Source organism: Neptuniibacter sp. UBA6509, assembly GCA_002435145.1.
Lineage (GTDB): Bacteria > Pseudomonadota > Gammaproteobacteria > Pseudomonadales > Balneatricaceae > Neptuniibacter.
In genome coordinates this window covers 1-20,486 of the sequence record DJLT01000104.1, presented here as the reverse complement: position 1 = coordinate 20,486, position 20,486 = coordinate 1, and the positions used below count along the sequence as shown (strand labels likewise).

Genomic DNA, 20,486 nt, shown 5'->3' with positions numbered 1-20,486 from the left:
TCGTTGTATAGGATGAGAACCGTCTTTTGTTTTTAAGGAGAGGTTCGACTCGGAAGGCGAAGCCCGCAGAACGCTTTTCTTTTCAAATCAGGTAGCTTCTGACGATAACCCGAAGGGCATGCGTAGCGTGATAGTAATCCTATACGCCTTATTTGATCAGCCACTTAAAGAGTCCAGACCTGAGCTGGTTTTTTTGTGCCTGAAATAAGCTACGTATCGTTGCGCAATAGTAATCTTATATGTCTCATTCGATCAGCCACTTAAAGAATCTAGTCTTGAGCTGGTTCTATATCCCTTATATTTACCCTATCAATTATCTTCTTTTGCTTTTCTTTTATTCGATCCAGCCCGTTCTTTTTTTTAAGGCTGAATTAGTTTTTTGTCATTAAGTTTTAGCATTATGTCTTTTTAATCTAATATGCATATTGCCTACTTTTTATATAACTATATATTTTATGGGTATCTATGCGGTTTTATGTTGGTTTAGACAGAACTGTCAGTCAATAAGACAGTCATATAGTTTTAATAGTTTTGGGTGAGGGGTGATCATGATTGATCCCGATCAGTGGGTGTTAGGCAAAGATGAGGGGTTAGTACCTCTCGCTAAATGGCAGAAAACGGTTGATGTGATGGCACGTGTTTTTGGTGCCCCTGCTGGTTTCATTGTTCAGTATAAACCTGAAGGTTACCAAGTTGTTATATCGAGTGATCAGGAATCGAACCCTTACGATCCAGGAGTTATTATTCCCCCTGATACGAATATCTTCTGTAAAAAAGTGGTCGAGCAGCAAGAGGTGCTTTATGTAGATGATGCGCCGACTGAGCGTTGTTGGGATACAAACCCTGAAGTTGCTAATGATGGCTTTCGTTCATATTTAGGTTTGCCTGTTTCTTGGCCCACCGGTGAGCCATTTGGAACTATCTGTGTGATGGATTTTAAATCTACAGATTATAAGCAGGCATATGTTGACCTAGTATCTGAATTGAGGGATTTGATTGAAGCGGATCTAGAAATTCTATCCCAGTATCAAGTGATATCTAATCTAGCAATGACCGATGAACTGACAGGATTGTATAACCGAAGAGGGTTTAATTCGGTGGCTAAACAATGCTTAGCATTGTCAAAACGATCTGATCTATCCTTGGGTCTCTTGTATCTGGATATGAATGGCTTAAAGGGAATTAATGATACACAGGGGCATGCGGCAGGGGATGATGCTCTGAAGCGCTTAGCGGAGGTTCTTGAGGGGATTATTAGGGAGGACGATATAGCTGCCCGTTTGGCTGGTGATGAGTTTGTCGTGCTGGCGGTAGTCCGCAATGTTGAGCAGTTAAATCAAACTTCCCTGCGATTATCTGAAAGGCTAGATGCTCACGATTTAAGTGTGAGCGTAGGCGCCGTATTTATTGATGATAGTCATAAATCTTTAGACTATTGGCTCGAAGAAGCTGATCGACGAATGTACAGTGATAAACAGTCATAATTATAATTGATGTTTCAGTGTAGGTGAGAGTGCTTTAAGAGTGCTTCAGTAGATATATTCAACCGCTGTGATCTCATAATAGCATTCACTGCCATCGGGCTTTTTAAGGCAAACCTCATCCCCTAATTGCTTTTTTAAAATCAATTGAGCAAGGGGGGAATCCATAGAAATATAGTTGGAACCTGCATCGATCTCATCGGGCCCAACAATGCGATGCTTTTTTTCTTGTTCATCTTCATCAAGCAGCGTGACCCATGCGCCAAAGAATACGGTGTCTTGCTTATCAGGAGTGGGTGCTCGATCAACCACGACCATATCTTCTAAGCGCTTAGATAGATAACGGACTCTGCGGTCTATTTCGCGTAGTTGCTTTTTTCCATAAATGTATTCGGCGTTTTCGGAGCGATCACCTTGGGCGGCTGCTTCCTTCACGGATTGGGTGATCTCTGGGCGCTTTATTTTCCAAAGGTACTTAAGCTCTTCGTTTAATCGAGTATAGCCTTCCGCTGTAATGTATTTAGAGCTACGCGGCTGTGGGGGGCGCCATCTTCCCATGAGTATCTATTTCCTTAGTTTTTCATATTTATTTTAAAGAATTCTAACGTTTGGTCGATAAAAACGGGACATCAATTAAATATTTTTTTATTTAAAATTCGAGTCTAATGAGAACTGAGCAAATTCAAACCAGAATTGAGGGCTATACCTCCACTTTGAGCCATGCGGTTCAGAGCGGTAGTGGTGCGCAGTTCTCAATGTTGCTGAGTTTGATTCACTCGAATCAGGCACTCATTAAACCTGAAGCTGTGGCTGAGGTTAGTGCTGGTGAATTTAAGCTTCCTGAAGCAAAGGGAGGCTACCCTGACGTTAATGAACTACATGATGGGGTTGTCACTGAACGTTTAAATACGGCTGTTCATGAGGGCTTGGTAGGCGACTTTGCCTATGTGAACGGATACCTCTATACCCATAGCAATACACCGCGCCAGCAAGGTTTACCGTCGGATGAATATGCTAAGGTTGCACTGATGTCGACCGGACAGCTATTGATTGATGAGATTGAAGAGTCGAAGCAGCAGATACGGGTAGCTGCATAGTCTGCTGTTAGTTTTCTAAGCTGCCGTGATAAGCAAATGGTTACTTCTTTTTAGCTGGCTTGGGTTAAGTCTGCCACTGTATCTTTTCTTCAGCGTTATCTTCTACTTTCCAGTACTCATCCGGATCATCACCGTCATTCCAGCCAGAGGCGATGCAGCGTATTTGAGTCTCTAGCTCTTTAGATGCTGCGTGGGCACACTCCAGATCCGTTGCCCAAGGGCTTGTATCAGATTTTAGCCAGACACTTGTCCAAGCTTTACCCGCTACTCGTTCATGGATCAGCGTTTCAACGTTATTGTCTTGAAAGGTCAGCGTGAATTCGTGAATGTTGTTTTTGGACGAAGTGCACTCTAACTGGTCTGCATGTGACTGAAGCCACTCCTGAATCGCTTCTAAGGAGCGATTTTTAACGTATATCTCGATATCAGGGTGTCGGGTATTAGTCATGTTTGTCGTCGCTTATAAAACGGATGATGCGTAAAACGCTGAGGCTAAGATAGCCAATAGCTGCCAGTATGATGCCGACACTTAATATGATCAAGCCAATAAGGCCAAGAATCTCTTGTGATACTGAGCTTTTGAATGCGAATTCCGCGGCTCCTAGTATCAATAAGCCGATAAAGAAAGTGACGAAGCCAATACCAAGGATGACCAGGTTTTGCCTAGGGTTATCGGCTCTGCGGTACAGCCATTGTTTTAGTTTATTCATCGGCGTGTAAACACACCTAAGTTAACGTCCAGCGTCAGTGTCAGCTTTTCTTGTTGGCAGATGCTGGATTTAGCTTCTGCTGGAAGGCGTTGACTGTGTGGGGTCATGGCTAGCAGTGTGCTGATTTGATCGCTTGAATCAAGCTCAAAGGTGTAGCTGACAGTTTCGATCTTAGATAGCTCAAAAAATTCATCGAGTGTTGCAACCGGATCAAAATGACTGGTTTTAATCTCTTTGTAGATGAGTTTGCGTAGCTCAATTAGATGTCGTTCTCCCGGCCAAGCGACCAGCAAAGTGCTACCCGGTTTCATCGGTTTTGAGAAGGCTTCAGGCATGAGTCTACTAAACAGAACCAGCTGTAGATCTAAGCTTTGTTCTGGGAGTGGGATATCAGCGCCTGAAGCGACTAGCCATGTGGTTGTCTTGCTTTGTTTGCATGCGGCTTTGACGGCATGTTTGGAGATGTCTAAGCCTGTAATAGATGCCGAGGTACCCATATTTTCTTTAAGCGCTTCGGCAAGGCGTGCAGTGTAATAACCTTCACCGCAGCCCATATCCAAGATGTGGGGTTCAGATATATCTTTGACTGATTCTAGCGCTAATGAATTGATGCGCTCAGATAGTGTCTGATAATAGTCTTGCTCTAAAAACTCACGACGAGCTTGTACCATCTCTGGATTATCGCCTGGATCTTTTGAGCGCTTTTTATGCGCTAACAAAAGATTCCAATAGCCCTGTTTAGCGGCATCAAAACTGTGATTGTTTTCACAGCGAAGGTTTTTAGCCTGCTGGGTAAGTTCTGATTTACAAACAGGGCAGGTGAGTTGCATCTAAGGATGGTTCCTTATCTTAAGTTTTAGTATGAGTTATCAAGATTTAGCCAGTAAGCGGGCTAGAATGTTTTCATACACGTCAGATAGGGTATCCAGGTCTTTACAGCTTACGCGCTCATCTAACTTGTGAATCGTTGCGTTGATAGGACCTAACTCGACAACCTGTGCACCGGTAGGAGCAATGAAGCGTCCATCGGATGTTCCACCGGAAGTGGATAGCTCGGTCTCTGTACCTGTGATCGCCTTAATCGAGTGCTGGCATGCTTCAACTAGGTCGCCTTCAGCGGTTAAGAATGGATTGCCTGAAAGCACCCAATCAATATCCCATTCTAAGCCATGCTTATCTAAAATATCGCGTACACGAACCTTAAGTTCATCGGCTGTAACTTCAGTAGAAAAGCGGAAGTTGAACATGATATCGACATGTCCAGGTACAACGTTGGTAACGCCTGTGCCGCCATTGATGTTTGAGATCTGAAAGCTTGTTGGCGGGAAGAAGTCATTACCCTCATCCCATACTTCAGCTGCTAGTTCTGCTAAAGCTGGCGCTGCCATATGGATTGGGTTTACCGCTAAATGTGGATAAGCTACATGACCTTGTACGCCGCGTACTGTCAGGGTCGCACCTAGAGAACCACGACGACCGTTCTTGATTACATCACCTACATGCGTAGTGCTGGACGGTTCGCCAACGATACACCATTTAATTTTTTCATTGCGTGCTTCAAGGTGGTCAATTACACGTGTTGTGCCGTTCACCCAGGGGCCTTCTTCATCACTTGTGATAAGAAGTGCGATGGAGCCTTCATGGTCTGGGTGATGTTCAATAAAGCGTTCTAAGGCGGTCATGAAAGAGGCAATGCTGCCTTTCATATCAGCTGCGCCGCGTCCACATAACATGCCTTGATCTATCGTGGCTTCGAAAGGTGGAAACTCCCAGCGCTCTTCCGGGCCGGATGGGACTACATCTGTATGGCCCGCAAAACAAAATACAGGGCCAGAATCACCGCGGCGTGCCCAGAAGTTTGTTACTTCTTCAAAAGGCAGGCGCTCAATCTTAAAGCCCAAAGCTTCTAAGCGCTCAATCATCATCTCTTGGCAGCCGGCGTCTTCAGGAGTGACGGAGCGACGACTGATAAGGTCTTTTGCAAGTTCGATTGTTGCTGAGTGTTTCTGGGTCATAGGGGTATCCGTTTGGAAGGGCGTGATATGAAGAAAGGCTAAAGCTGGAGGCTAAGCGTTATGAACGATACTTAAGCAATACGGAGCTTAGTAAGGATGCCGAGTTTACTGAAGTAAATGAGCATTCCGAACTAAGCCCCAACGCTGAATAAGCAAGGTAATAGCTTAGAGCCAGTTTTTAGTTGTGCTTGTGAAGCTCTTCGTTAAGCTCAATTGCAGACTTGTTCGTTTTAACTTCGATACGACCATTCTGAGAGTTGCGACGGAACAATAGATCAGGTTTACCTGCAAGTTCAGCGGCTTTAACTGTGCTGACTTCATTGTTCTGATCATCAAGGATAGTCACTTTAGAACCCGCTGTTACATAAAGGCCAGCTTCTAAAGTACAACGGTCGCCCATAGGAAGACCAAGACCTGCGTTAGCGCCTAATAGGCAGTTTTCACCAACAGAGATTACAACGTTGTTACCACCAGAAAGCGTGCCCATTGTTGAGCAGCCGCCACCAAGGTCTGAACCGTTGCCGACAACAACACCAGCAGAGATGCGGCCTTCGATCATGCTAACGCCCATTGTGCCTGCATTGAAGTTTACAAAGCCTTCATGCATTACAGTCGTGCCTTCACCTACGTGAGCACCTAAGCGAACGCGAATAGCATCACCGATACGAATACCTGTTGGTACAACGTAGTCAGTCATTTTAGGGAATTTATCAACAGAGCTAACGCTTAGAATACGACCTTGAGCGCGTGCTGCAAGCTGACGTTTTGGAAGGTCATCTAAAGATACAGCGCCTTCATTAGTCCAAGCTACGTTAGGAAGTAGGCCGAAGATGCCAGTCAGGTTAATGCCGTGAGGCTGAACTGAACGCTGTGAAAGTAGCGTTAGTTTTAGGTAAGCTTCTGCCGTTGTTGTAGGTGCTTCGTCTGTTTCAAGGATACATACCACCAATGCTTGGCTTGTACCTTTTAGGATCTCAACAATTTCAGCTTGCTCTTCTGCATCGACAGACAAAAAGGCAGCTTCAAGATCTTTTAACTGAGGCTCCTTGATTTCGATTGCCGCGTTACCGCCTTCGTAACCAATTTTTCCTGCAACTGCATTTACAATCGCATCATCAGCATTAAGGATCGGTGCATTGTAATAGACTTCTAATAGTTCGCCCGTTGAGGATTTTGTACCTACACCTAAGCCGAATGCAAAATTAGCCATGTTGATCTCCAGATTTCAAATTTTATAATTCGTTTTGCTATGTTAGAGAATTAACCCAACAGAGCGGAATATTCTGTATCTTTAAAGCCTACCTTGCGAACAGAACCGGTATCTAATAGCGGTCGTTTAATCATGGCAGGGTGCTGAAGCATGAGCTCAATAGCCGATGCTTCATTTATTGATTCTTTTACTTCGTCAGACTGCTGGCGCCAGGTTGTTCCACGTTTATTGAGTAGTGTTTCCCAGCCTAATTCTGATGCCCAGCTTTTAAGCTGATCCGCATCTAAACCATCTTTTCTGTAATCGTGGAAGCGGTATTCTATCTGATTCGCTTCAAGCCACTTCTTAGCTTTCTTGATGGTATCGCAGTTAGGTATTCCATACATAGTAATCATCAGTGTTGGATCCTATTAAAGTGCTTCAATGTATTCACGAATGCGTTTAGCTGCTTCTACGCATTCATCAACAGTAGCGACTAAGGCCATGCGGACATAACCAGCACCCGGTAGCGTGTTGTCAGTATCACGAGATAAGTAACGACCAGGTAATACGGTCACATTCTGAGAAGCAAATAGACCTTGTGCAAATTTATCATCAGCGATAGGCGTTTTTGCCCATAAGTAGAAACTCGCTTCCGGTTTCTTCACATCCATAACAGGCGCTAGTATTTCAATGACTGCATCAAACTTGCGGCGGTACTGATCACGGTTTTCTAGAACGTGTTCTTCATCTCCCCAAGCTTCAATAGACGCAAGCTGGTGTTGAATAGGCATAGATGAACCGTGGTAGGTGCGGTAGGCAAGGAACGGTTTTAATAAAGCCGCATCGCCCGCAATAAAACCTGAACGTAGGCCCGGCAGATTTGAACGTTTAGAAAGACTGTGCATAACGATACAGTTTTTATAATCGTCACGACCTAATTCAGCACAAGCCTGTAAAAGCCCAACGGGTGCTTGTGCTTCGTCCAGATAGATTTCTGAGTAACATTCATCCGATGCGATAATAAAATCGTATTTGTCAGAAAGAGCGATCAGTTTCTTTAAGGTCTCAAGATTGGTGACTGCACCTGTAGGGTTGCTTGGTGAGCACAAGAATAGCAGTTGGCAGCGCTGCCAAATATCTGCAGAAACGGCGTCATAATCAGGAATAAACCCATTCTCTTCTAAGCAGTTTAAATAGTATGGTTCAGCACCAGAAAGATAAGCTGCACCCTCATATATTTGATAAAAAGGGTTTGGAGATAAAACAAGCGCATCAGGTTTACGTTCAATTGCTGCTTGAGTAAAGGCGAAGATCGCTTCACGCGTACCATTAACTGGTAGCACATGGTTATCTGCCGTCAGGGTGCTTTCGCTTAGCTTGAAACGGTTGGTACACCAGCCTGCAATAGCTTGGCGTAGCTCTGGTAACCCTTTGGTTGTTGGGTAGTTTTCAAGCTTGGCCATATTTTTAATCAGGCACTCGTGCACAAAAGAGGGCGACGGGTGTTTTGGCTCACCAATAGAGAGTGCAATATGATCAAGATCAGCCGGTGGAGTTACTTCAGCCTTTAAAGCTGTCAGTTTTTCGAAAGGATAGGGCTGTAGCAGACTTAGATCGCGATTCATACTGGTCCTTGAATTCCCATATTAGGGATGTTTGCGAAAACAAAATGCAGAAAATTAGGGGCAAAATTATATCTGAATTCTTATCATTCTGCGAATAAGCCTGTAGAGCCTATCTATTGCACTATATCTTGCTTGAAACGCCCATAATCACTGGAAAAGTAGGGCTTTTTGTCTCTCCTGCAATGCGTCTGTGGGAATTGGACTATGCTAAACATAAGATCTGCATGAAGGGTTGGTTTAGTTTTATTCTGAAGGAGTGCGTGGGAGGTACTGTTTACGCTGGCTAGGAGGCCATGGATACTTAATTAAATCCTAGTTTTAAACGCTCTCTAAATTAATAAAAGGCACTTTTTATGAATTCAGAAAGACGTATCTATCCAAGGGTGAATACGAGCCTAGTGGCTGAATTAGAATCTTATGATGGGAACTGTATTGATGTAACTCTGCTCAACCTGAGTGTCAGCGGCATGCTGATCGAGGGAGGCAATGAAATTGCATCTTTAAAGCCGCCTGTTGAGGGTACGCCATTGGAGGTGCATCTTCATTTTGGGCTTGATGATCAAGCTGTGCATTGCCATTGTCTGGCTGTGTATATGCGTAGACAATCTCAGGAACATACACAGCTGGGCTTATCAGTCTTGAGTGTTGATCGCCAAGCGCTAAAAGCTATACAGCAGTATATAACTGATAAGTTGATGTAGTTTGCTTGTACTAAAACCTCGTAGCTTACGCCTTGCTAGTACAGCCTTGTAAACTACAATTATATACCTTTTAGAATGTAGGGTTTCTCCGCCATTACAATTCACAGTCCTTCTTTTCTAGTAATACAAGTTTTAGTAATAAAAGTTCTTAGGAATTAGCCTCTTTAGTTTGAGGTGTTAGCGTTTCTGATATTTCTAATTTCCCACGCCCGATTTTTGCACGGGCAGACTCAATTACCGTTAATGTGGCCGGTACAAATAACAGTATTAATACAGTTCCGTAAGCTAAACCAAAGACAATTGAAACAGCCATAGGGATTAGGAACTGGGCTTGTAGTGATGTTTCAAAAAGAATGGGGGTAAGGCCCGCGATAGTGGTAAGTGAGGTTAAAAGTACTGCACGTAAACGTTGGCAGGCGGCTTCAACGATGGCGGCCTCAACAGCGATCCCTTTTCTTCGTAACTCTTTGTAAAATGTCACAAGGACGATTGAATCATTGATGACGATGCCAGAGAGTCCAAAGCAGCCAAATAGGGATAGAATCGTCATGCTTAGTCCCATGACTCCGTGCCCAATAATTGCACCGGTAAGTCCTAGAGGGATGGCTAGCATCACAGCGATTGGCCAACTATAGGAGGCAAAAACCCAGGCGAGAATGATGAAAATAAGGGTTAAAGCGAGCATTAAGCCCAGTTTCATATCATCTAGGGTTTCACGCTGACTTTTGTTTTTGCCCTCAAAGCTAGCGGATACACCATATTGCCCAAGTATCTGCTCAAGTTTTCCTGCTTTTAGATCGGAAATTATTTCATCAGCGTTGGCTGCGGCTTCATCTAAATCCGCCGTTACTTTGATCGATAGCTGTCCATCAACTCGGGTTAACGTATCTAGCCCCTGTTTGGCTCGGAAGTGCACTACATTGCTTAGGGGGGTTGTTCCGCCATTTGGCAGCACGATAGGAAGCTGTTCAATAACGCTTAAGCGATCTCGCTCCTCTTTAGGTAAAAGAATGCGCACTTCAACTTCGTCTCTATTTTGATAGAAGTTTTGCACTTTCAAACCATCAAACGCTGCGCGAAGTTGTCGGCCCACGGCATCGAGTGTTAAACCAGCGGTTTTACCTGCAGGCGTTAGCTCATAAATCAGTTGGGATTTACCAAAGGGAAGATCGTCATCGATATTGGTGAGTCCAACATAGCCTTTTAGCAGCTCTTGAATGCTTAAAGAAGCTTGTTTTATGTTGTGAATATCTGTGCCGGATAGCTTAACTTCAATAGGTTTTCCGGGTGGCCCACTTTTGGCGATATCGATCGAGAACTTCTCAATCCCAGCAGGAAGCACAATGCGTTTTCGCCATTCTGTATTAAATTCACTGGTACTAATTTCACGGTCATCGCCGGGTTGAAGCTCGACTAAAAGCGCGCCAAATTCATCACCTTGATTGCCAGACACTGAGGTCCGAGAAAAAGAGGCGCTTCGTAAACGTTGTAATGAGACTTTGACATTGCTACCGCCTAAGGCTTGGTCGGTTTCAATGAGTGTTTGATCTAAATGGCCAATAAATGCACTGACTTGGTCAGCAGGACTGCCCGCACTGAATTGAACATTAGCAGTCATCGTGTCACGCTCAACCGCAGGGAAGAATGTGAACTTTATACGTCCCCCAGCAAGTAAAGCGATGGCGATGATAAAAATACCAAATGCAGAAGCGATTGTTGCCCAGCGATAATCGACGGCTTTAGTGACTAAGCGCCTAAAAGGCCCCTCTTTAAAGCGGGTAAAACCATTTTCTAAACGAATGCGAAGTTTTGATGGGTGCAGGTCTTCAACGTTTCTAATGCTGTGATGAAGGTGTCCTGGCAAAATCAGAAAACACTCTACTAATGAGGCAAGAATTACGCAGATAACAACGGTAGGGATATCTATCAGAATATTGCCAATTGTGCCGCCAATCAGTAGTAGAGGAAGGAAGGCTGCGATGGTTGTCATGGACGATGCCATAACGGGTGCAAGCATTCGATGAGCGCCGCCTATTGCTGCATCTAAACCGCTTTCGCCCATCTGAACGTGGGTCAGAGTGTCCTCACCCACAACGATTGCATCATCAACAATGATACCGAGTGCCATGATCAGACCAAAAAGGCTGATCATGTTGATACTGCCACCGATCGCATATAGTACAGCCAGCGTTGCCATGAAGGAGACTGGGATACCAACCGTGACCCAGAATGCGACCCTCGCATTTAGAAAGAGAAAAAGGATCAAAATAACAAGAACAAGACCGCCTAAACCATTTTTTAACAGTAGGTTTATACGCTGCTGTACAGGCTGCCAGCGTTCATCATAAGTCACCATCTGAATATCAGCAGGTAGTGTCGGTCGTGTTTCGTCTAACCAGTTGTTCAGTATCTTTGCAGAGGCTAGTGTGTCTTGGCTTTCTGTGCGACGTAGCCGCAGCATAATAGCAGGATCATTTTGATATTTGAGTAGGACCTGACGGTCCTTGATGGTTAAAGAGACATCGGCGATATCACCAAGGCGAATAAGCCGTCCCTCACTATCGGTAATAACAGGAAGCTGCCTAAAACCTTCTACATCCCTCTGTTGACTTAAACTACGAATTTGGCGGGCACCATCCGCCTTAGCTGCGGTGCCTGCTGGAAGGTCTAAGCTTCTTAAACGCACGCTATTAGCAACTTGAGCCATTGTCATATCAAGTTCGTGCAGCTGTGCAGCGGGGAGCTCAATACTTATCTGTTTATCGGGTAAACCGGTGAAATCTACTTTATTAATACCGAGATCAAGTAGTTCATTCTCAAATTTATAAGCGTAAGCCCTTAACTCGTCTAAGCTGCCGTTTTTGCTGCTAATAATCAGACTAGCGATCTGTTCATAGCGGATGATACGTTGGACTAGGGGCTCTTCTACATCGCTGGGTAGTTCATTTCTTACACTGTCTATTTTCTGTTTTACTTCATCTAGAAGATAGTCAACATCAGTATCTTCAGTCACTTCTAGTCGGATAGACGCTGAGCCTTGCTGAGCTGTCGAGTAGAGGGTATCTATACCTGTGAGTGACTTTAGCTCCTCCTCAATAGGCAATATAACTGAATTGGCGACATCCTCTGCAGCTGCACCACTCCATACCACTTGGACGGTAATGACATCTAATTCAAATGAGGGAAAAAACTGGGTGTTTAATTTCTTTAACCCCCAAACACCCGCAAGAATCATTAAAAGCATAAACAGATTTGATGCCACTCGATGACTAGTGAAGGTGGTAATTAAATTCTGTAATGGCCCTTGGTAATTACTCATCAATAGTGCCTTCTTCCACTATTGCTTTTGAAATGTCGTTGACCCTCAATCCGGTAATGGCATTAGGTAACTGAGTAATTACAAGGGTATCGGAACTGGTAATGTTTGGGCTCGATATAAGTACGATAGGCTTGCCGTTTTGATCAATACTGTCACCAATACGTGTGACCTGTACTGCTTCCAAGCGACTATCTATGATTCGGTAGACTCTATCTAAACCATATAGGGCTGTAGGCGGCACAGGGATCACCTGTGCTATCTCGGGTAGATCTACGCTGATCTCTATTGAACGCCCTGTTTCAGGTAGATCATCGGTGTTATTAATTTTAAAGAGTGCATCCACCCCGGCGCGACCGTTACTCACTTCGGCTGCAATTCGATCCAGTTCTAACTCAATGACTTCTCCATTGATCAATCCCCGGGCCGTAATAGGTTTTTCTGACTTTCGGTCTCGTAACAACGGCAGAATTCGATTTGGAATTTGCGCCCTTACTTCTAAGCGATCCAGACTATAAAGCTCTAAAAGTGGATCGCCTGCTCTTACACGATCACCGGGGGCGACACTTAGGCCAGCAACACGACCGATGAAAGGGGCTTTTATTTGTGTGCGCGAAAGGTCAAGTTTAGCGGCATCCAGTAGGCTGGTGGCGCGTAATCGTTGTGACTCTAATTGCTGTAAGCGGTTTGGGTGGTCGGCAATGGCTTGTTCTCGTTGTGTAAGTGACAGCGCTTGTTGTTGGTAGTCTCTGCGCGCCGCATCTAACTTTTCCTGACTTGTTAGTTTTCTTTTGATGAGGTTTTCGTACCGTTTTACGGTTTTGTAGCTTAGTTGCTGCAGGTTTTTCTCAATTTTTAGTGCTTTTAAATCAGTGTTGTAGCGAATTTTTTCTGTTTCTATTTGAGCCAATAGATTATCTACATCTGCTTGTCTTTGCTGGACTGTGAGCAGCACATCACTATCATCGAGTTGAATAAGTAAATCATTAGGGGTGATTTTGCGCCCTTCATCGGTATAAACCTCTCGAACAAAGGCTGTTACCGCCGCAGTCACATTGCTCATCCTAGGCGATTCTACTTTTCCATATAAGCTTAAAGAGGGCTGGTGTAAGCCAGGGGCGGCTGTAATGGTAGTGACGCTCCATACCTTTTCAGCGACGACCTGGGAAGCTGCTTTGGGTTTGTTCATTTTAAGGAGAGCAAATGTAGCAATAGCTACAATGATAATCACAATAGGAAGAATCCATTTGAGATGTGATGGCTGTTTTGTTGATGCTTTGCTCATGCTTTGTTTGTAACCCTATTATCTATAACGAGGAAATTAGGATGCTAACTATATTAGCTGAATAATATATTTCAGTTCACCTAACGTTTCATATCTTTACACTTTAGATTGCCATATTTTTAAAAGTAGAACGGAGGCAGTCTAGTTTTTTAGTCAGGTAAAATAATGTCTTTGCTTCTTCATTGAGTCAGTATTGAAACAGTTTGATTGTTCGCAGTATAGCTCTTTCATATGCTAACTTATTACTCTTGGAAAACCTTAAGGGAAAAAGGTCGGATGCATACAGATAGTGTACGTTGTTTAAACGCAACTGGATTTCATAACATGGTGTACCATGAATGGGGCAGTCGTGATAATGAACGGGTTATCATCTGTGTACATGGCTTGGCTCGTAATAGCCGTGATTTTGATGAACTAGCGCTTGCGCTGTCTCGAGATTACCGAGTTGTTTGTCCTGATATTGTAGGTCGTGGAGAAAGTGATTGGTTGCCACCTGGACAGGTTTACGGAATCCCCCAGTATTTAAATGATATAAACACATTGATTGCTAAATTGAATGTCGATCAGGTGGATTGGGTGGGCACTTCGATGGGCGGGATTATAGGCATGTGTTTAGCGGCTCTTCCTGACTCTCCCATTAAACATTTGGTATTGAACGATATTGGCGCCTTTGTTCCTGCTGAATCTTTACAGCGGATCTCGGCTTATTTAGGTGACAAACGATTTGATTCTCTGCTTGATGTTGAGTCTTACCTACGTGAAACCTATGAGTCTTTCAAAAAATTAACAGACTCTCAGTGGCAGCATCTAGCTAAACATGGCGTTAGATTGTTGGATGATGGCTACGCATTGCATTATGATCCCGCTATTGCTCAAGCGACTATTGATAGCAGTGCCGATGATATCGATTTATGGCCCGTATGGTCAGCGGTTGCTATTCCGCAGCTCCTCATTTGGGGTGAGAGCTCTGATGTATTGCAAGCGGATACAGTGCGAACAATGCAAGAAAATAAAAACTTAGATCTATTCTCGATTCCAGATTTGGTGCATGCCCCTTCTTTAATGGAAGTAGATCAAATGGGTAAGATCCAAGCTTGGCTACGAGAAAACAGAGCTCGCTAAATTTGGATCATTTTAAGTAGCGATAATAATAGAACGATCAAATAACCTTTTTAGGAACTTGAATGAGTGTATTGACGCGTTGGCCACAAGATCAGCTTTGTTTAAGTTATCGAGAGCGGGAAGATGCTGTCGCTGCTGTTGAGAAAGCGTTTGCTTCAACGCTTGAATCATTGAAGGTCGATATCGGTTTAGTCGATATGTTTGAAGCGATCTATGTGCCGTTAGGTGCGTGGTTAACCTGTAAAAAACGGCAGAGAAATGGCCCCTTGGTTGTTGGTATTAATGGTGCTCAGGGCGCAGGAAAGTCGACTCTTTTTAATTTAATAGAAGTGATATTAACGGAAGGGTTTAACCTGAAAGTTGTGGGTTTTTCCATTGATGATCTCTATAAAACGCATGATGAACGTGTTCAGCTTTCGGAGGCTATTCACCCTTTATTGAGAACGCGGGGAGTTCCCGGTACGCATGATGTTGATTTGGGGATCGAAATTTTGAACTCTTTAAAACAGAGTGATGAAAGTACGATTACCAAAATTCCTGTTTTTGATAAATCTACCGATGATCGTTGTCAGGCATCTGTGTGGCAGGAATGGTTTGGTCCTGCGGATGTTATTGTTTTAGAAGGTTGGTGTGTAGGTGCTGACCCGCAACTACCTGAGCTCTTAATGGAGCCGATTAATGAGCTGGAGCGGGATAAAGATCCAAGCGGTTTGTGGCGAGAGTATGTCAATGCTCAGCTTTCAGGCGCATATCAAGAGTTATTCTCTATGATTGAAGTGCTGATTATGTTGAAGGTTCCGAGTATGGATGCGGTATTCGAATGGCGCTCACTGCAGGAGAAAAAGTTGGCGGAGCGTGTGAAATATATTTACGACACTCAGCAACCGACTGAGCACCTGCGTATTATGAATAAAGAGCAAATAAAGCGCTTTATTCAGCATTATGAAAGGCTCACCCGACATATGTTAGATGAGATGCCTGACCGCGCTGATGTTACTTTATGTTTGAATGATAATCACAAAATATCCGAAATACGGATAAACAGCCCTTTGGAGAGTTGTGGGTAATATGAATTTCTTAGCTCGGTTTGCTTTTGTTTCTTTTCTTTGTGTCACGCTCACTGCTTGTCAAAGCGCTTATTACTCAGCGATGGAACAGGTCGGTGTTCATAAACGAGATATTTTAGTTGATCGTGTTGAGGATACTAGGGAATCTCAGGAGGATGCCCAAGAGCAATTTAAAGATGCCTTAGAGCAGTTTAAATCAGTTGTGAGCTTTGACGGTGGGAAACTAGATGATCTCTATAATCGTCTGCAAAATGAATATGATGACAGCGTCAGTGCAGCTGAGGAAGTGAGTAATCATATAGATGAAGTTGAACAGGTTTCCGAAGATCTATTTGAGGAGTGGGAGGAGGAGCTGACTAAATACAGTAATGCTAGCCTGCGTGCGCAAAGTGCTTCGAAATTACGAGAAACTAAAGCTCGTTATGCCGACTTGTTACGGTCTTTAAAGAAAGCAGAAAAACGTATGCCTCCTGTACTGAGTGCTCTACAGGACAATGTTTTATTCCTAAAACATAATCTGAATGCCCGTGCTATAGGCTCTTTGAAGAGTGAATATCAGGGTATTAAAAGTAATATTGATCTTTTGATTGTTGATATGGAAAAAGCAATTACAGAATCAAATCGATTTATAAAACAGATGGAACAGGGCTAATTTCTTTAAAAGAAATGTCCTAGTAAGACGTATTAGAATAGCCTTAAAGGCTACTCTAATACGCTGTAATGAAGATTAAATGATGTGATTTAGATCGGTAAGAACGTCATTGAGGCAGCGCCTTGAACTACGCGGTTAATAGTGCGATTTGTCTTATCTGAGATGATTCTAGCCATAAGATCTTGTATGCCGATTAACTTACCTAGAATACGCTCGTAGCTGTAATTAGTGATGCCTTCTTCCGATATACCATTGCTCAATAGATAAAGCTGACCCTGAGGGTCTTTTCGATTGTTGAGATGCCAAGCGGCAGATTCTAAATTTCGTGCGGAGTTATAGAGCTTTTGCTGGTTCAAATCATCTAGAAAGAATATCTCTTTTTTTCCATCATAAGCCGCATTTAGCATCCCAGTAATACCTGCCATATAAGCGAATACTCTATCGCCTTCGAACTCTTCGGAAAAGGCGAGTGTGACCGCAAGGCTGCCATCGGTATTGTTTAGTTCAGGGAAGCCGTTAGGAAGCCTTTCAATAGGAAAGAGTTGGTCTAAGCGCTGATTTACCGTCATCCCCGCTACTTTTTGAAGCTCTTTGGGGTTTCGTTTATAGAGTTTGATGGTTAACTCACGCGTTAATTTACGCCATTCAGTAAGATTAACGTCCGCGACCATATCAATATCGGATTTGGCAAGGTTCTTCATATCAAATGGCTTGGCATTTTTGTCCATGCAGCCTGATATGAAGCTGAAAACCACAAGTAAATAAATAAAGCGCATAAGATCCCTAAACGTCTAACAAAAAAGCTTTCTAAGCAAACTATATAGATATTATTTAATAAGGTTAAGTAATAGATATATATAGGAAATTTCTCTGGGGTTTTAATGATAAGTTCATCTTTGTATATGTAAGCTTATTCGTCGGTTAACGAAATGCTATAGTGCGCCTTAGATTCAAATCATACAGTCGCTTTATCCTTATTAAAGAGAGTTTTATGAAAGTTAAAGGTGATCTCACCACGACACGCAGAGAGTATATCGCTGAGCCTCTATTGGAAGAGGGGCTGATAACAGATCCGATTGCTCTATTTTCAGACTGGATGGATGCAGCAATAGCTAATACTCCTGATGACGCCACATCTATGACTTTGGCCACCGCAAATTCGTCTGGAATGCCATCTGCTCGTATTGTTTTGTTAAAGCATTTTGATGATACAGGTTTTGCTTGGTATACCGATTACCGAAGCCAGAAAGGTGCAGATTTAGCTGATAACCCACAAGCTGAATTGATGTTTTATTGGAAGGGCTTAGAAAGGCAGGTGCGTATCCAAGGTACTGTGCAAAAATTGGATCAAGCACAAGGCGCTAAATACTTTAATGAGCGGCCTCTAGGTAGTCGTTTAAGTGCAGCGGCTTCATGTCAGAGTCAGCCTATAGAGAGTCGAGAGGCTCTTGAACGAGCGGTTGAGGCTCTAGAGGCACAATATAGCAATGGCGAAATACCGCACCCTAAAGAGTGGGGTGGTTACGCTTTGAAACCTACACGTTTTGAATTTTGGCAAGGCCGTGAGAACCGTTTGCATGACCGTTTTCAGTTTAACCTTGTTGATTCGCAATGGCAGATACAGAGGTTACAACCATGAGTTGTGAGACTGAAAATACAATGGTACGTGTAGAGCCAGAAGCTACACCACAAGCCTGCGTGATCTGGTTGCATGGTTTAGGGGCCGATGGGTATGACTTTAAACCAATTATTCCTTACCTGAAATTATCGGAAGAGATGGCGGTAAGGTTTTTGTTTCCTCATGCTGAAACAATGCCTGTGACCGTTAATGGTGGCATGCCGATGCGTGCTTGGTACGATATTTTAGAGATGAACATCGGGCGCAAGGTTGATAAAACCGCACTGATGGCCTCAAGTGATCGTATCAAAAGGCTGATAGATGAACAGGTTCAAGAAGGGATACCCGCAGATAAAATAATATTGGCGGGTTTTTCTCAGGGGGGCGCTGTCGCCTATCATACCGCTCTTACGTACCCTGTAGCTCTTGCAGGGTTAGTCACGCTGTCCACTTATATGGCGACCTCGGAAGAAATTTCAGAGCAACGTACTGACGCGAATGCAGATATCCCCATTTGGGTGGCTCATGGCATACAGGATGACGTTGTGCCCATCACACTGGGCCAGCAAGCTATGGCTGATTTAGAAACGATGAATTACAGTGCCGATTGGGTGACATACCCAATGGGTCATGAAGTCGTATTGGAAGAAATAGATGCGCTAGGTGGCTGGTTAAAACAGCAGCTAGCTGGTTGATGCTGGAGATAAAGATGAAGATTACAAATGATAAGGTGGTGGCGTTTCACTATGCGCTTGTGAATAGTGAGGGTGAAGTTCTAGATGGTTCTCGTGATCGAGAGCCTCTTCCTTATTTGCATGGCCATAAAAATATAGTGCCAGGCCTTGAAGCGGCTATGACTGATCATGTCGTAGGTGATCGTTTTGAGGTGAAAGTCTCGCCTGAGCAGGGTTATGGCGCCCGCGATGAAGAGAAAGTATCTCTTGTTGATCGTGCGTCATTTGCTGAATTTTCTGAGCTGTCAGAAGGCATGGTTTGCCAGATGGAAGATGAACAGGGTGAGAGTCAGTTTGTTGCAATTACTAAGATAGACAAAGATGAAATAACGGTTGATGCAAATCATCCGTTTGCGGGTCTTGAATTAAATTTTGACGTTGAAATTATGGAAGTGCGGGATGCGACAGTAGAGGAGCTGTCTAATGGGCGAGTGGATCTTTAGATCACTCTGTGCCGTTTAGCTAAAAGGTCATTAGACCCATATCCCGCAAAAACTTGGAGACAAAAATGCGCTTGTTGCTTGCTATTTTAATACCTTGGTTACAGTTTTTTACAATTGGTCGTCCTATTGCCGGCATTATTTGTTTGGTGCTTCAGATTACTTTGGTTGGTTGGATCCCAGCAGCAATCTGGTCGGTATACGCTTTAAGTCAGTATAAAACAGACCAAAAAATAAAGGATGCATTAGATAAGTAGTACTCACTACCTTTCTTAAATGCTCACATCAAAGCCGCTTTCTAGCGGTTTTTTTATGCCTGTCATTTAACCTTTTCTTGCCACTCTAGATCACCAATTTGTACTTTCAGCCATTCAAAGCCAATACGCTTTGCGACGGCAGCTGCGCCATCAAGGCTTTTAAATTCACGTTCTGCTTTAGAGCGTTGAAGTTCCAAAGTAAAAACTTCTTCCTGCTTAGTCACAAATTTAAGTGTCCATCCTCGTGCCATAGAGATAGGAATTGCTTGGCATGAATCAAAAACACCCGCTTTGAATAATAGTCTCACTTCTTTCTCTTGCATCTTCATTTCCTCTCAAATGAATATTCTTTAAATTATATTGATAAGTCTATATTAAATAGTGAATAATCGCAAGTAGATTTCGTTATTTTTATGCATGTAAGTCGTTGAAAAATAAGAAGAAAATAAATAAATTCGGGAGTTGGTTTTGCTATTGAATCTTTCTTTTTAAGTTATTGATATATAAGTACTTTTTTGCGTCTTGGGTGTGGTCGTTTTTGCAGTAAAAATGATGATTTGAAATGTTTTTTATTCATTTTGGTTTATCAATACTTGAATTTGATTTGTCTTTGCTGGATTTGTAAGATTTCGCATTAATTAGGATGCTTTTAGCTAAATGTTTAGTGCTGGATAGATCGATACCTGATGCTTTTGGTAAAGCTCATTTGCATAAAGCCCATTTGTGTAAAGTGCATTGGGAAGGGGAGTGTGAGAAAAACAGATGAGGGTTCTGTTATTCAGAAAGTTACTTAATCAGAAAGTTGCTTCAGATCAATAAAAATATTTGTAGGGTTCCAGGCAGGGCGATTTCTTGAGCTGTATCAATATTTACTAATGTGCAACGGGGTAATCTTCAATTAATGATTTTGAGTGATGAAATAAATTTTTTGAGGGCTTCGTAATGTTTGATGTATACAGTATGGAAACTTTAATTCCTAGTTTAGCGATGATTGCTGTTATGACTGTTGCAATGGTTTGGGGCGGTTTCAAGATTAAAGACCTAATGGAAAACGACCCTAAGAAGTAAATCGAATAAATCGCTGTTGAGGTTGTTGTCACCTTCCCCTATCTGTCAGCGGTCATCTTGCTTACTAAAAGGACCACAATTGTCACTGCTGTCCCATAGTTTTTAA

At 43.2% G+C, this 20,486-nt stretch carries 23 protein-coding genes; 11 read left to right on the top strand and 12 right to left on the bottom strand.

The window, feature by feature from the left end:
* Positions 1-548: 548 nt before the first annotated feature.
* Positions 549-1,484: a sensor domain-containing diguanylate cyclase gene (locus B4K11_RS13245; protein ID WP_292951074.1), complete on the top strand. Its 936-nt coding sequence runs from the start codon at positions 549-551 to the stop codon at positions 1,482-1,484.
* A gap of 45 nt (positions 1,485-1,529) precedes the next feature.
* Here the strand turns inward: B4K11_RS13245 and greB are convergent, their stop codons facing one another.
* Positions 1,530-2,039 (bottom strand): transcription elongation factor GreB, encoded by a 510-nt coding sequence (greB, locus tag B4K11_RS13240; RefSeq protein WP_292951072.1) that lies wholly within the window; start codon positions 2,037-2,039, stop codon positions 1,530-1,532.
* A 107-nt stretch (positions 2,040-2,146) separates the two neighbouring features.
* On the opposite strand from greB, the gene B4K11_RS13235 reads away from it, so the two are divergent.
* Entirely contained in the window at positions 2,147-2,578 is a 432-nt protein-coding gene (locus B4K11_RS13235) for a hypothetical protein (RefSeq protein WP_292951070.1), read from the top strand.
* A gap of 64 nt (positions 2,579-2,642) precedes the next feature.
* Here the strand turns inward: B4K11_RS13235 and B4K11_RS13230 are convergent, their stop codons facing one another.
* The 7 genes from B4K11_RS13230 to dapC form a co-directional block, all read right to left on the bottom strand.
* Positions 2,643-3,026 carry a hypothetical protein gene (locus B4K11_RS13230; RefSeq protein ID WP_292951068.1) on the bottom strand — a complete coding sequence of 128 codons (384 nt, stop codon included), beginning with the start codon at positions 3,024-3,026 and terminating at the stop codon, positions 2,643-2,645.
* Positions 3,019-3,288, bottom strand: a complete 270-nt coding sequence (locus tag B4K11_RS13225; protein WP_292951066.1) for a hypothetical protein — start codon at positions 3,286-3,288, stop codon at positions 3,019-3,021. The genes B4K11_RS13230 and B4K11_RS13225 overlap by 8 nt, the downstream gene beginning before the upstream one ends.
* Positions 3,285-4,118: a putative RNA methyltransferase gene (locus tag B4K11_RS13220; protein WP_292951064.1), complete on the bottom strand. Its 834-nt coding sequence runs from the start codon at positions 4,116-4,118 to the stop codon at positions 3,285-3,287. The genes B4K11_RS13225 and B4K11_RS13220 overlap by 4 nt, the downstream gene beginning before the upstream one ends.
* 39 nt (positions 4,119-4,157) lie before the next feature.
* A complete protein-coding gene (dapE, locus tag B4K11_RS13215; RefSeq protein ID WP_292951062.1) occupies positions 4,158-5,303 on the bottom strand; it encodes a succinyl-diaminopimelate desuccinylase in 1,146 nt (381 codons plus the stop codon).
* 178 nt (positions 5,304-5,481) lie between these two features.
* Positions 5,482-6,513, bottom strand: a complete 1,032-nt coding sequence (gene dapD / locus B4K11_RS13210) for a 2,3,4,5-tetrahydropyridine-2,6-dicarboxylate N-succinyltransferase (protein WP_292951060.1) — start codon at positions 6,511-6,513, stop codon at positions 5,482-5,484.
* 50 nt (positions 6,514-6,563) lie between these two features.
* Positions 6,564-6,908, bottom strand: coding sequence for an ArsC family reductase (locus B4K11_RS13205; RefSeq protein WP_292951058.1), 345 nt, complete (start codon positions 6,906-6,908; stop codon positions 6,564-6,566).
* Positions 6,909-6,923: 15 nt separating this feature from the next.
* Complete coding sequence (gene dapC / locus B4K11_RS13200; protein ID WP_292951056.1) at positions 6,924-8,120, bottom strand: succinyldiaminopimelate transaminase; 1,197 nt, start codon at positions 8,118-8,120, stop codon at positions 6,924-6,926.
* Between the two features lie 353 nt (positions 8,121-8,473).
* Between dapC and B4K11_RS13195 the strand changes: the two genes are divergently transcribed.
* Complete coding sequence (locus B4K11_RS13195) at positions 8,474-8,821, top strand: PilZ domain-containing protein (protein WP_292951054.1); 348 nt, start codon at positions 8,474-8,476, stop codon at positions 8,819-8,821.
* 148 nt (positions 8,822-8,969) lie between these two features.
* On the opposite strand, the gene B4K11_RS13190 is transcribed toward B4K11_RS13195, so the two are convergent.
* Entirely contained in the window at positions 8,970-12,140 is a 3,171-nt protein-coding gene (locus B4K11_RS13190; RefSeq protein WP_292951052.1) for an efflux RND transporter permease subunit, read from the bottom strand.
* Positions 12,133-13,422, bottom strand: coding sequence for an efflux RND transporter periplasmic adaptor subunit (locus B4K11_RS13185; protein WP_292951050.1), 1,290 nt, complete (start codon positions 13,420-13,422; stop codon positions 12,133-12,135). Before B4K11_RS13185 ends, B4K11_RS13190 begins: the two co-directional genes overlap by 8 nt.
* A 276-nt stretch (positions 13,423-13,698) precedes the next feature.
* Here B4K11_RS13185 and B4K11_RS13180 point away from each other — a divergent pair, with 276 nt between their 5' ends.
* From B4K11_RS13180 to B4K11_RS13170, 3 genes are all read left to right on the top strand, one after another.
* Positions 13,699-14,544, top strand: coding sequence for an alpha/beta fold hydrolase (locus B4K11_RS13180; RefSeq protein ID WP_292951048.1), 846 nt, complete (start codon positions 13,699-13,701; stop codon positions 14,542-14,544).
* A gap of 62 nt (positions 14,545-14,606) precedes the next feature.
* Positions 14,607-15,611, top strand: a complete 1,005-nt coding sequence (locus tag B4K11_RS13175; RefSeq protein WP_292951046.1) for a hypothetical protein — start codon at positions 14,607-14,609, stop codon at positions 15,609-15,611.
* Between the two features lies 1 nt (position 15,612).
* The gene (locus B4K11_RS13170) at positions 15,613-16,263 is read left to right on the top strand and encodes a DUF2959 domain-containing protein (RefSeq protein ID WP_292951044.1); all 651 of its coding nucleotides are present in this window, start codon (positions 15,613-15,615) and stop codon (positions 16,261-16,263) included.
* 89 nt (positions 16,264-16,352) lie between these two features.
* Here the strand turns inward: B4K11_RS13170 and B4K11_RS13165 are convergent, their stop codons facing one another.
* The gene (locus tag B4K11_RS13165) at positions 16,353-16,991 is read right to left on the bottom strand and encodes a hypothetical protein (RefSeq protein WP_292951042.1); all 639 of its coding nucleotides are present in this window, start codon (positions 16,989-16,991) and stop codon (positions 16,353-16,355) included.
* Between the two features lie 263 nt (positions 16,992-17,254).
* On the opposite strand from B4K11_RS13165, the gene pdxH reads away from it, so the two are divergent.
* From pdxH to B4K11_RS13145, 4 genes are all read left to right on the top strand, one after another.
* Positions 17,255-17,902 (top strand): pyridoxamine 5'-phosphate oxidase, encoded by a 648-nt coding sequence (gene pdxH, locus B4K11_RS13160; protein WP_292951040.1) that lies wholly within the window; start codon positions 17,255-17,257, stop codon positions 17,900-17,902.
* Entirely contained in the window at positions 17,899-18,576 is a 678-nt protein-coding gene (locus tag B4K11_RS13155; protein WP_292951038.1) for an alpha/beta hydrolase, read from the top strand. Before pdxH ends, B4K11_RS13155 begins: the two co-directional genes overlap by 4 nt.
* 14 nt (positions 18,577-18,590) lie before the next feature.
* Entirely contained in the window at positions 18,591-19,058 is a 468-nt protein-coding gene (locus B4K11_RS13150; protein WP_292951036.1) for an FKBP-type peptidyl-prolyl cis-trans isomerase, read from the top strand.
* A 65-nt stretch (positions 19,059-19,123) separates the two neighbouring features.
* Positions 19,124-19,312 (top strand): YqaE/Pmp3 family membrane protein, encoded by a 189-nt coding sequence (locus B4K11_RS13145; protein ID WP_292951034.1) that lies wholly within the window; start codon positions 19,124-19,126, stop codon positions 19,310-19,312.
* A 62-nt stretch (positions 19,313-19,374) separates the two neighbouring features.
* Here B4K11_RS13145 and B4K11_RS13140 read toward each other — a convergent pair whose 3' ends face one another.
* On the bottom strand, positions 19,375-19,635 hold the full coding sequence (locus B4K11_RS13140) for a hypothetical protein (protein ID WP_292951032.1): 261 nt from the start codon (positions 19,633-19,635) through the stop codon (positions 19,375-19,377).
* 619 nt (positions 19,636-20,254) lie between these two features.
* Here B4K11_RS13140 and B4K11_RS13135 point away from each other — a divergent pair.
* The gene (locus tag B4K11_RS13135; RefSeq protein ID WP_292951030.1) at positions 20,255-20,380 is read left to right on the top strand and encodes a hypothetical protein; all 126 of its coding nucleotides are present in this window, start codon (positions 20,255-20,257) and stop codon (positions 20,378-20,380) included.
* Positions 20,381-20,486: the final 106 nt, after the last annotated feature.

Bases quoted from the DNA above. Each gene is read 5' to 3' on its own strand.
- B4K11_RS13245 (WP_292951074.1), top strand. From the start codon at position 549: ATGATTGATCCCGATCAGTGGGTGTTAGGCAAAGATGAGGGGTTAGTA.
- greB (WP_292951072.1), bottom strand. From the start codon at position 2,039: ATGGGAAGATGGCGCCCCCCACAGCCGCGTAGCTCTAAATACATTACA.
- B4K11_RS13235 (WP_292951070.1), top strand. From the start codon at position 2,147: ATGAGAACTGAGCAAATTCAAACCAGAATTGAGGGCTATACCTCCACT.
- B4K11_RS13230 (WP_292951068.1), bottom strand. From the start codon at position 3,026: ATGACTAATACCCGACACCCTGATATCGAGATATACGTTAAAAATCGC.
- B4K11_RS13225 (WP_292951066.1), bottom strand. From the start codon at position 3,288: ATGAATAAACTAAAACAATGGCTGTACCGCAGAGCCGATAACCCTAGG.
- B4K11_RS13220 (WP_292951064.1), bottom strand. From the start codon at position 4,118: ATGCAACTCACCTGCCCTGTTTGTAAATCAGAACTTACCCAGCAGGCT.
- dapE (WP_292951062.1), bottom strand. From the start codon at position 5,303: ATGACCCAGAAACACTCAGCAACAATCGAACTTGCAAAAGACCTTATC.
- dapD (WP_292951060.1), bottom strand. From the start codon at position 6,513: ATGGCTAATTTTGCATTCGGCTTAGGTGTAGGTACAAAATCCTCAACG.
- B4K11_RS13205 (WP_292951058.1), bottom strand. From the start codon at position 6,908: ATGATTACTATGTATGGAATACCTAACTGCGATACCATCAAGAAAGCT.
- dapC (WP_292951056.1), bottom strand. From the start codon at position 8,120: ATGAATCGCGATCTAAGTCTGCTACAGCCCTATCCTTTCGAAAAACTG.
- B4K11_RS13195 (WP_292951054.1), top strand. From the start codon at position 8,474: ATGAATTCAGAAAGACGTATCTATCCAAGGGTGAATACGAGCCTAGTG.
- B4K11_RS13190 (WP_292951052.1), bottom strand. From the start codon at position 12,140: ATGAGTAATTACCAAGGGCCATTACAGAATTTAATTACCACCTTCACT.
- B4K11_RS13185 (WP_292951050.1), bottom strand. From the start codon at position 13,422: ATGAGCAAAGCATCAACAAAACAGCCATCACATCTCAAATGGATTCTT.
- B4K11_RS13180 (WP_292951048.1), top strand. From the start codon at position 13,699: ATGCATACAGATAGTGTACGTTGTTTAAACGCAACTGGATTTCATAAC.
- B4K11_RS13175 (WP_292951046.1), top strand. From the start codon at position 14,607: ATGAGTGTATTGACGCGTTGGCCACAAGATCAGCTTTGTTTAAGTTAT.
- B4K11_RS13170 (WP_292951044.1), top strand. From the start codon at position 15,613: ATGAATTTCTTAGCTCGGTTTGCTTTTGTTTCTTTTCTTTGTGTCACG.
- B4K11_RS13165 (WP_292951042.1), bottom strand. From the start codon at position 16,991: ATGGACAAAAATGCCAAGCCATTTGATATGAAGAACCTTGCCAAATCC.
- pdxH (WP_292951040.1), top strand. From the start codon at position 17,255: ATGAAAGTTAAAGGTGATCTCACCACGACACGCAGAGAGTATATCGCT.
- B4K11_RS13155 (WP_292951038.1), top strand. From the start codon at position 17,899: ATGAGTTGTGAGACTGAAAATACAATGGTACGTGTAGAGCCAGAAGCT.
- B4K11_RS13150 (WP_292951036.1), top strand. From the start codon at position 18,591: ATGAAGATTACAAATGATAAGGTGGTGGCGTTTCACTATGCGCTTGTG.
- B4K11_RS13145 (WP_292951034.1), top strand. From the start codon at position 19,124: ATGCGCTTGTTGCTTGCTATTTTAATACCTTGGTTACAGTTTTTTACA.
- B4K11_RS13140 (WP_292951032.1), bottom strand. From the start codon at position 19,635: ATGCAAGAGAAAGAAGTGAGACTATTATTCAAAGCGGGTGTTTTTGAT.
- B4K11_RS13135 (WP_292951030.1), top strand. From the start codon at position 20,255: ATGTTTGATGTATACAGTATGGAAACTTTAATTCCTAGTTTAGCGATG.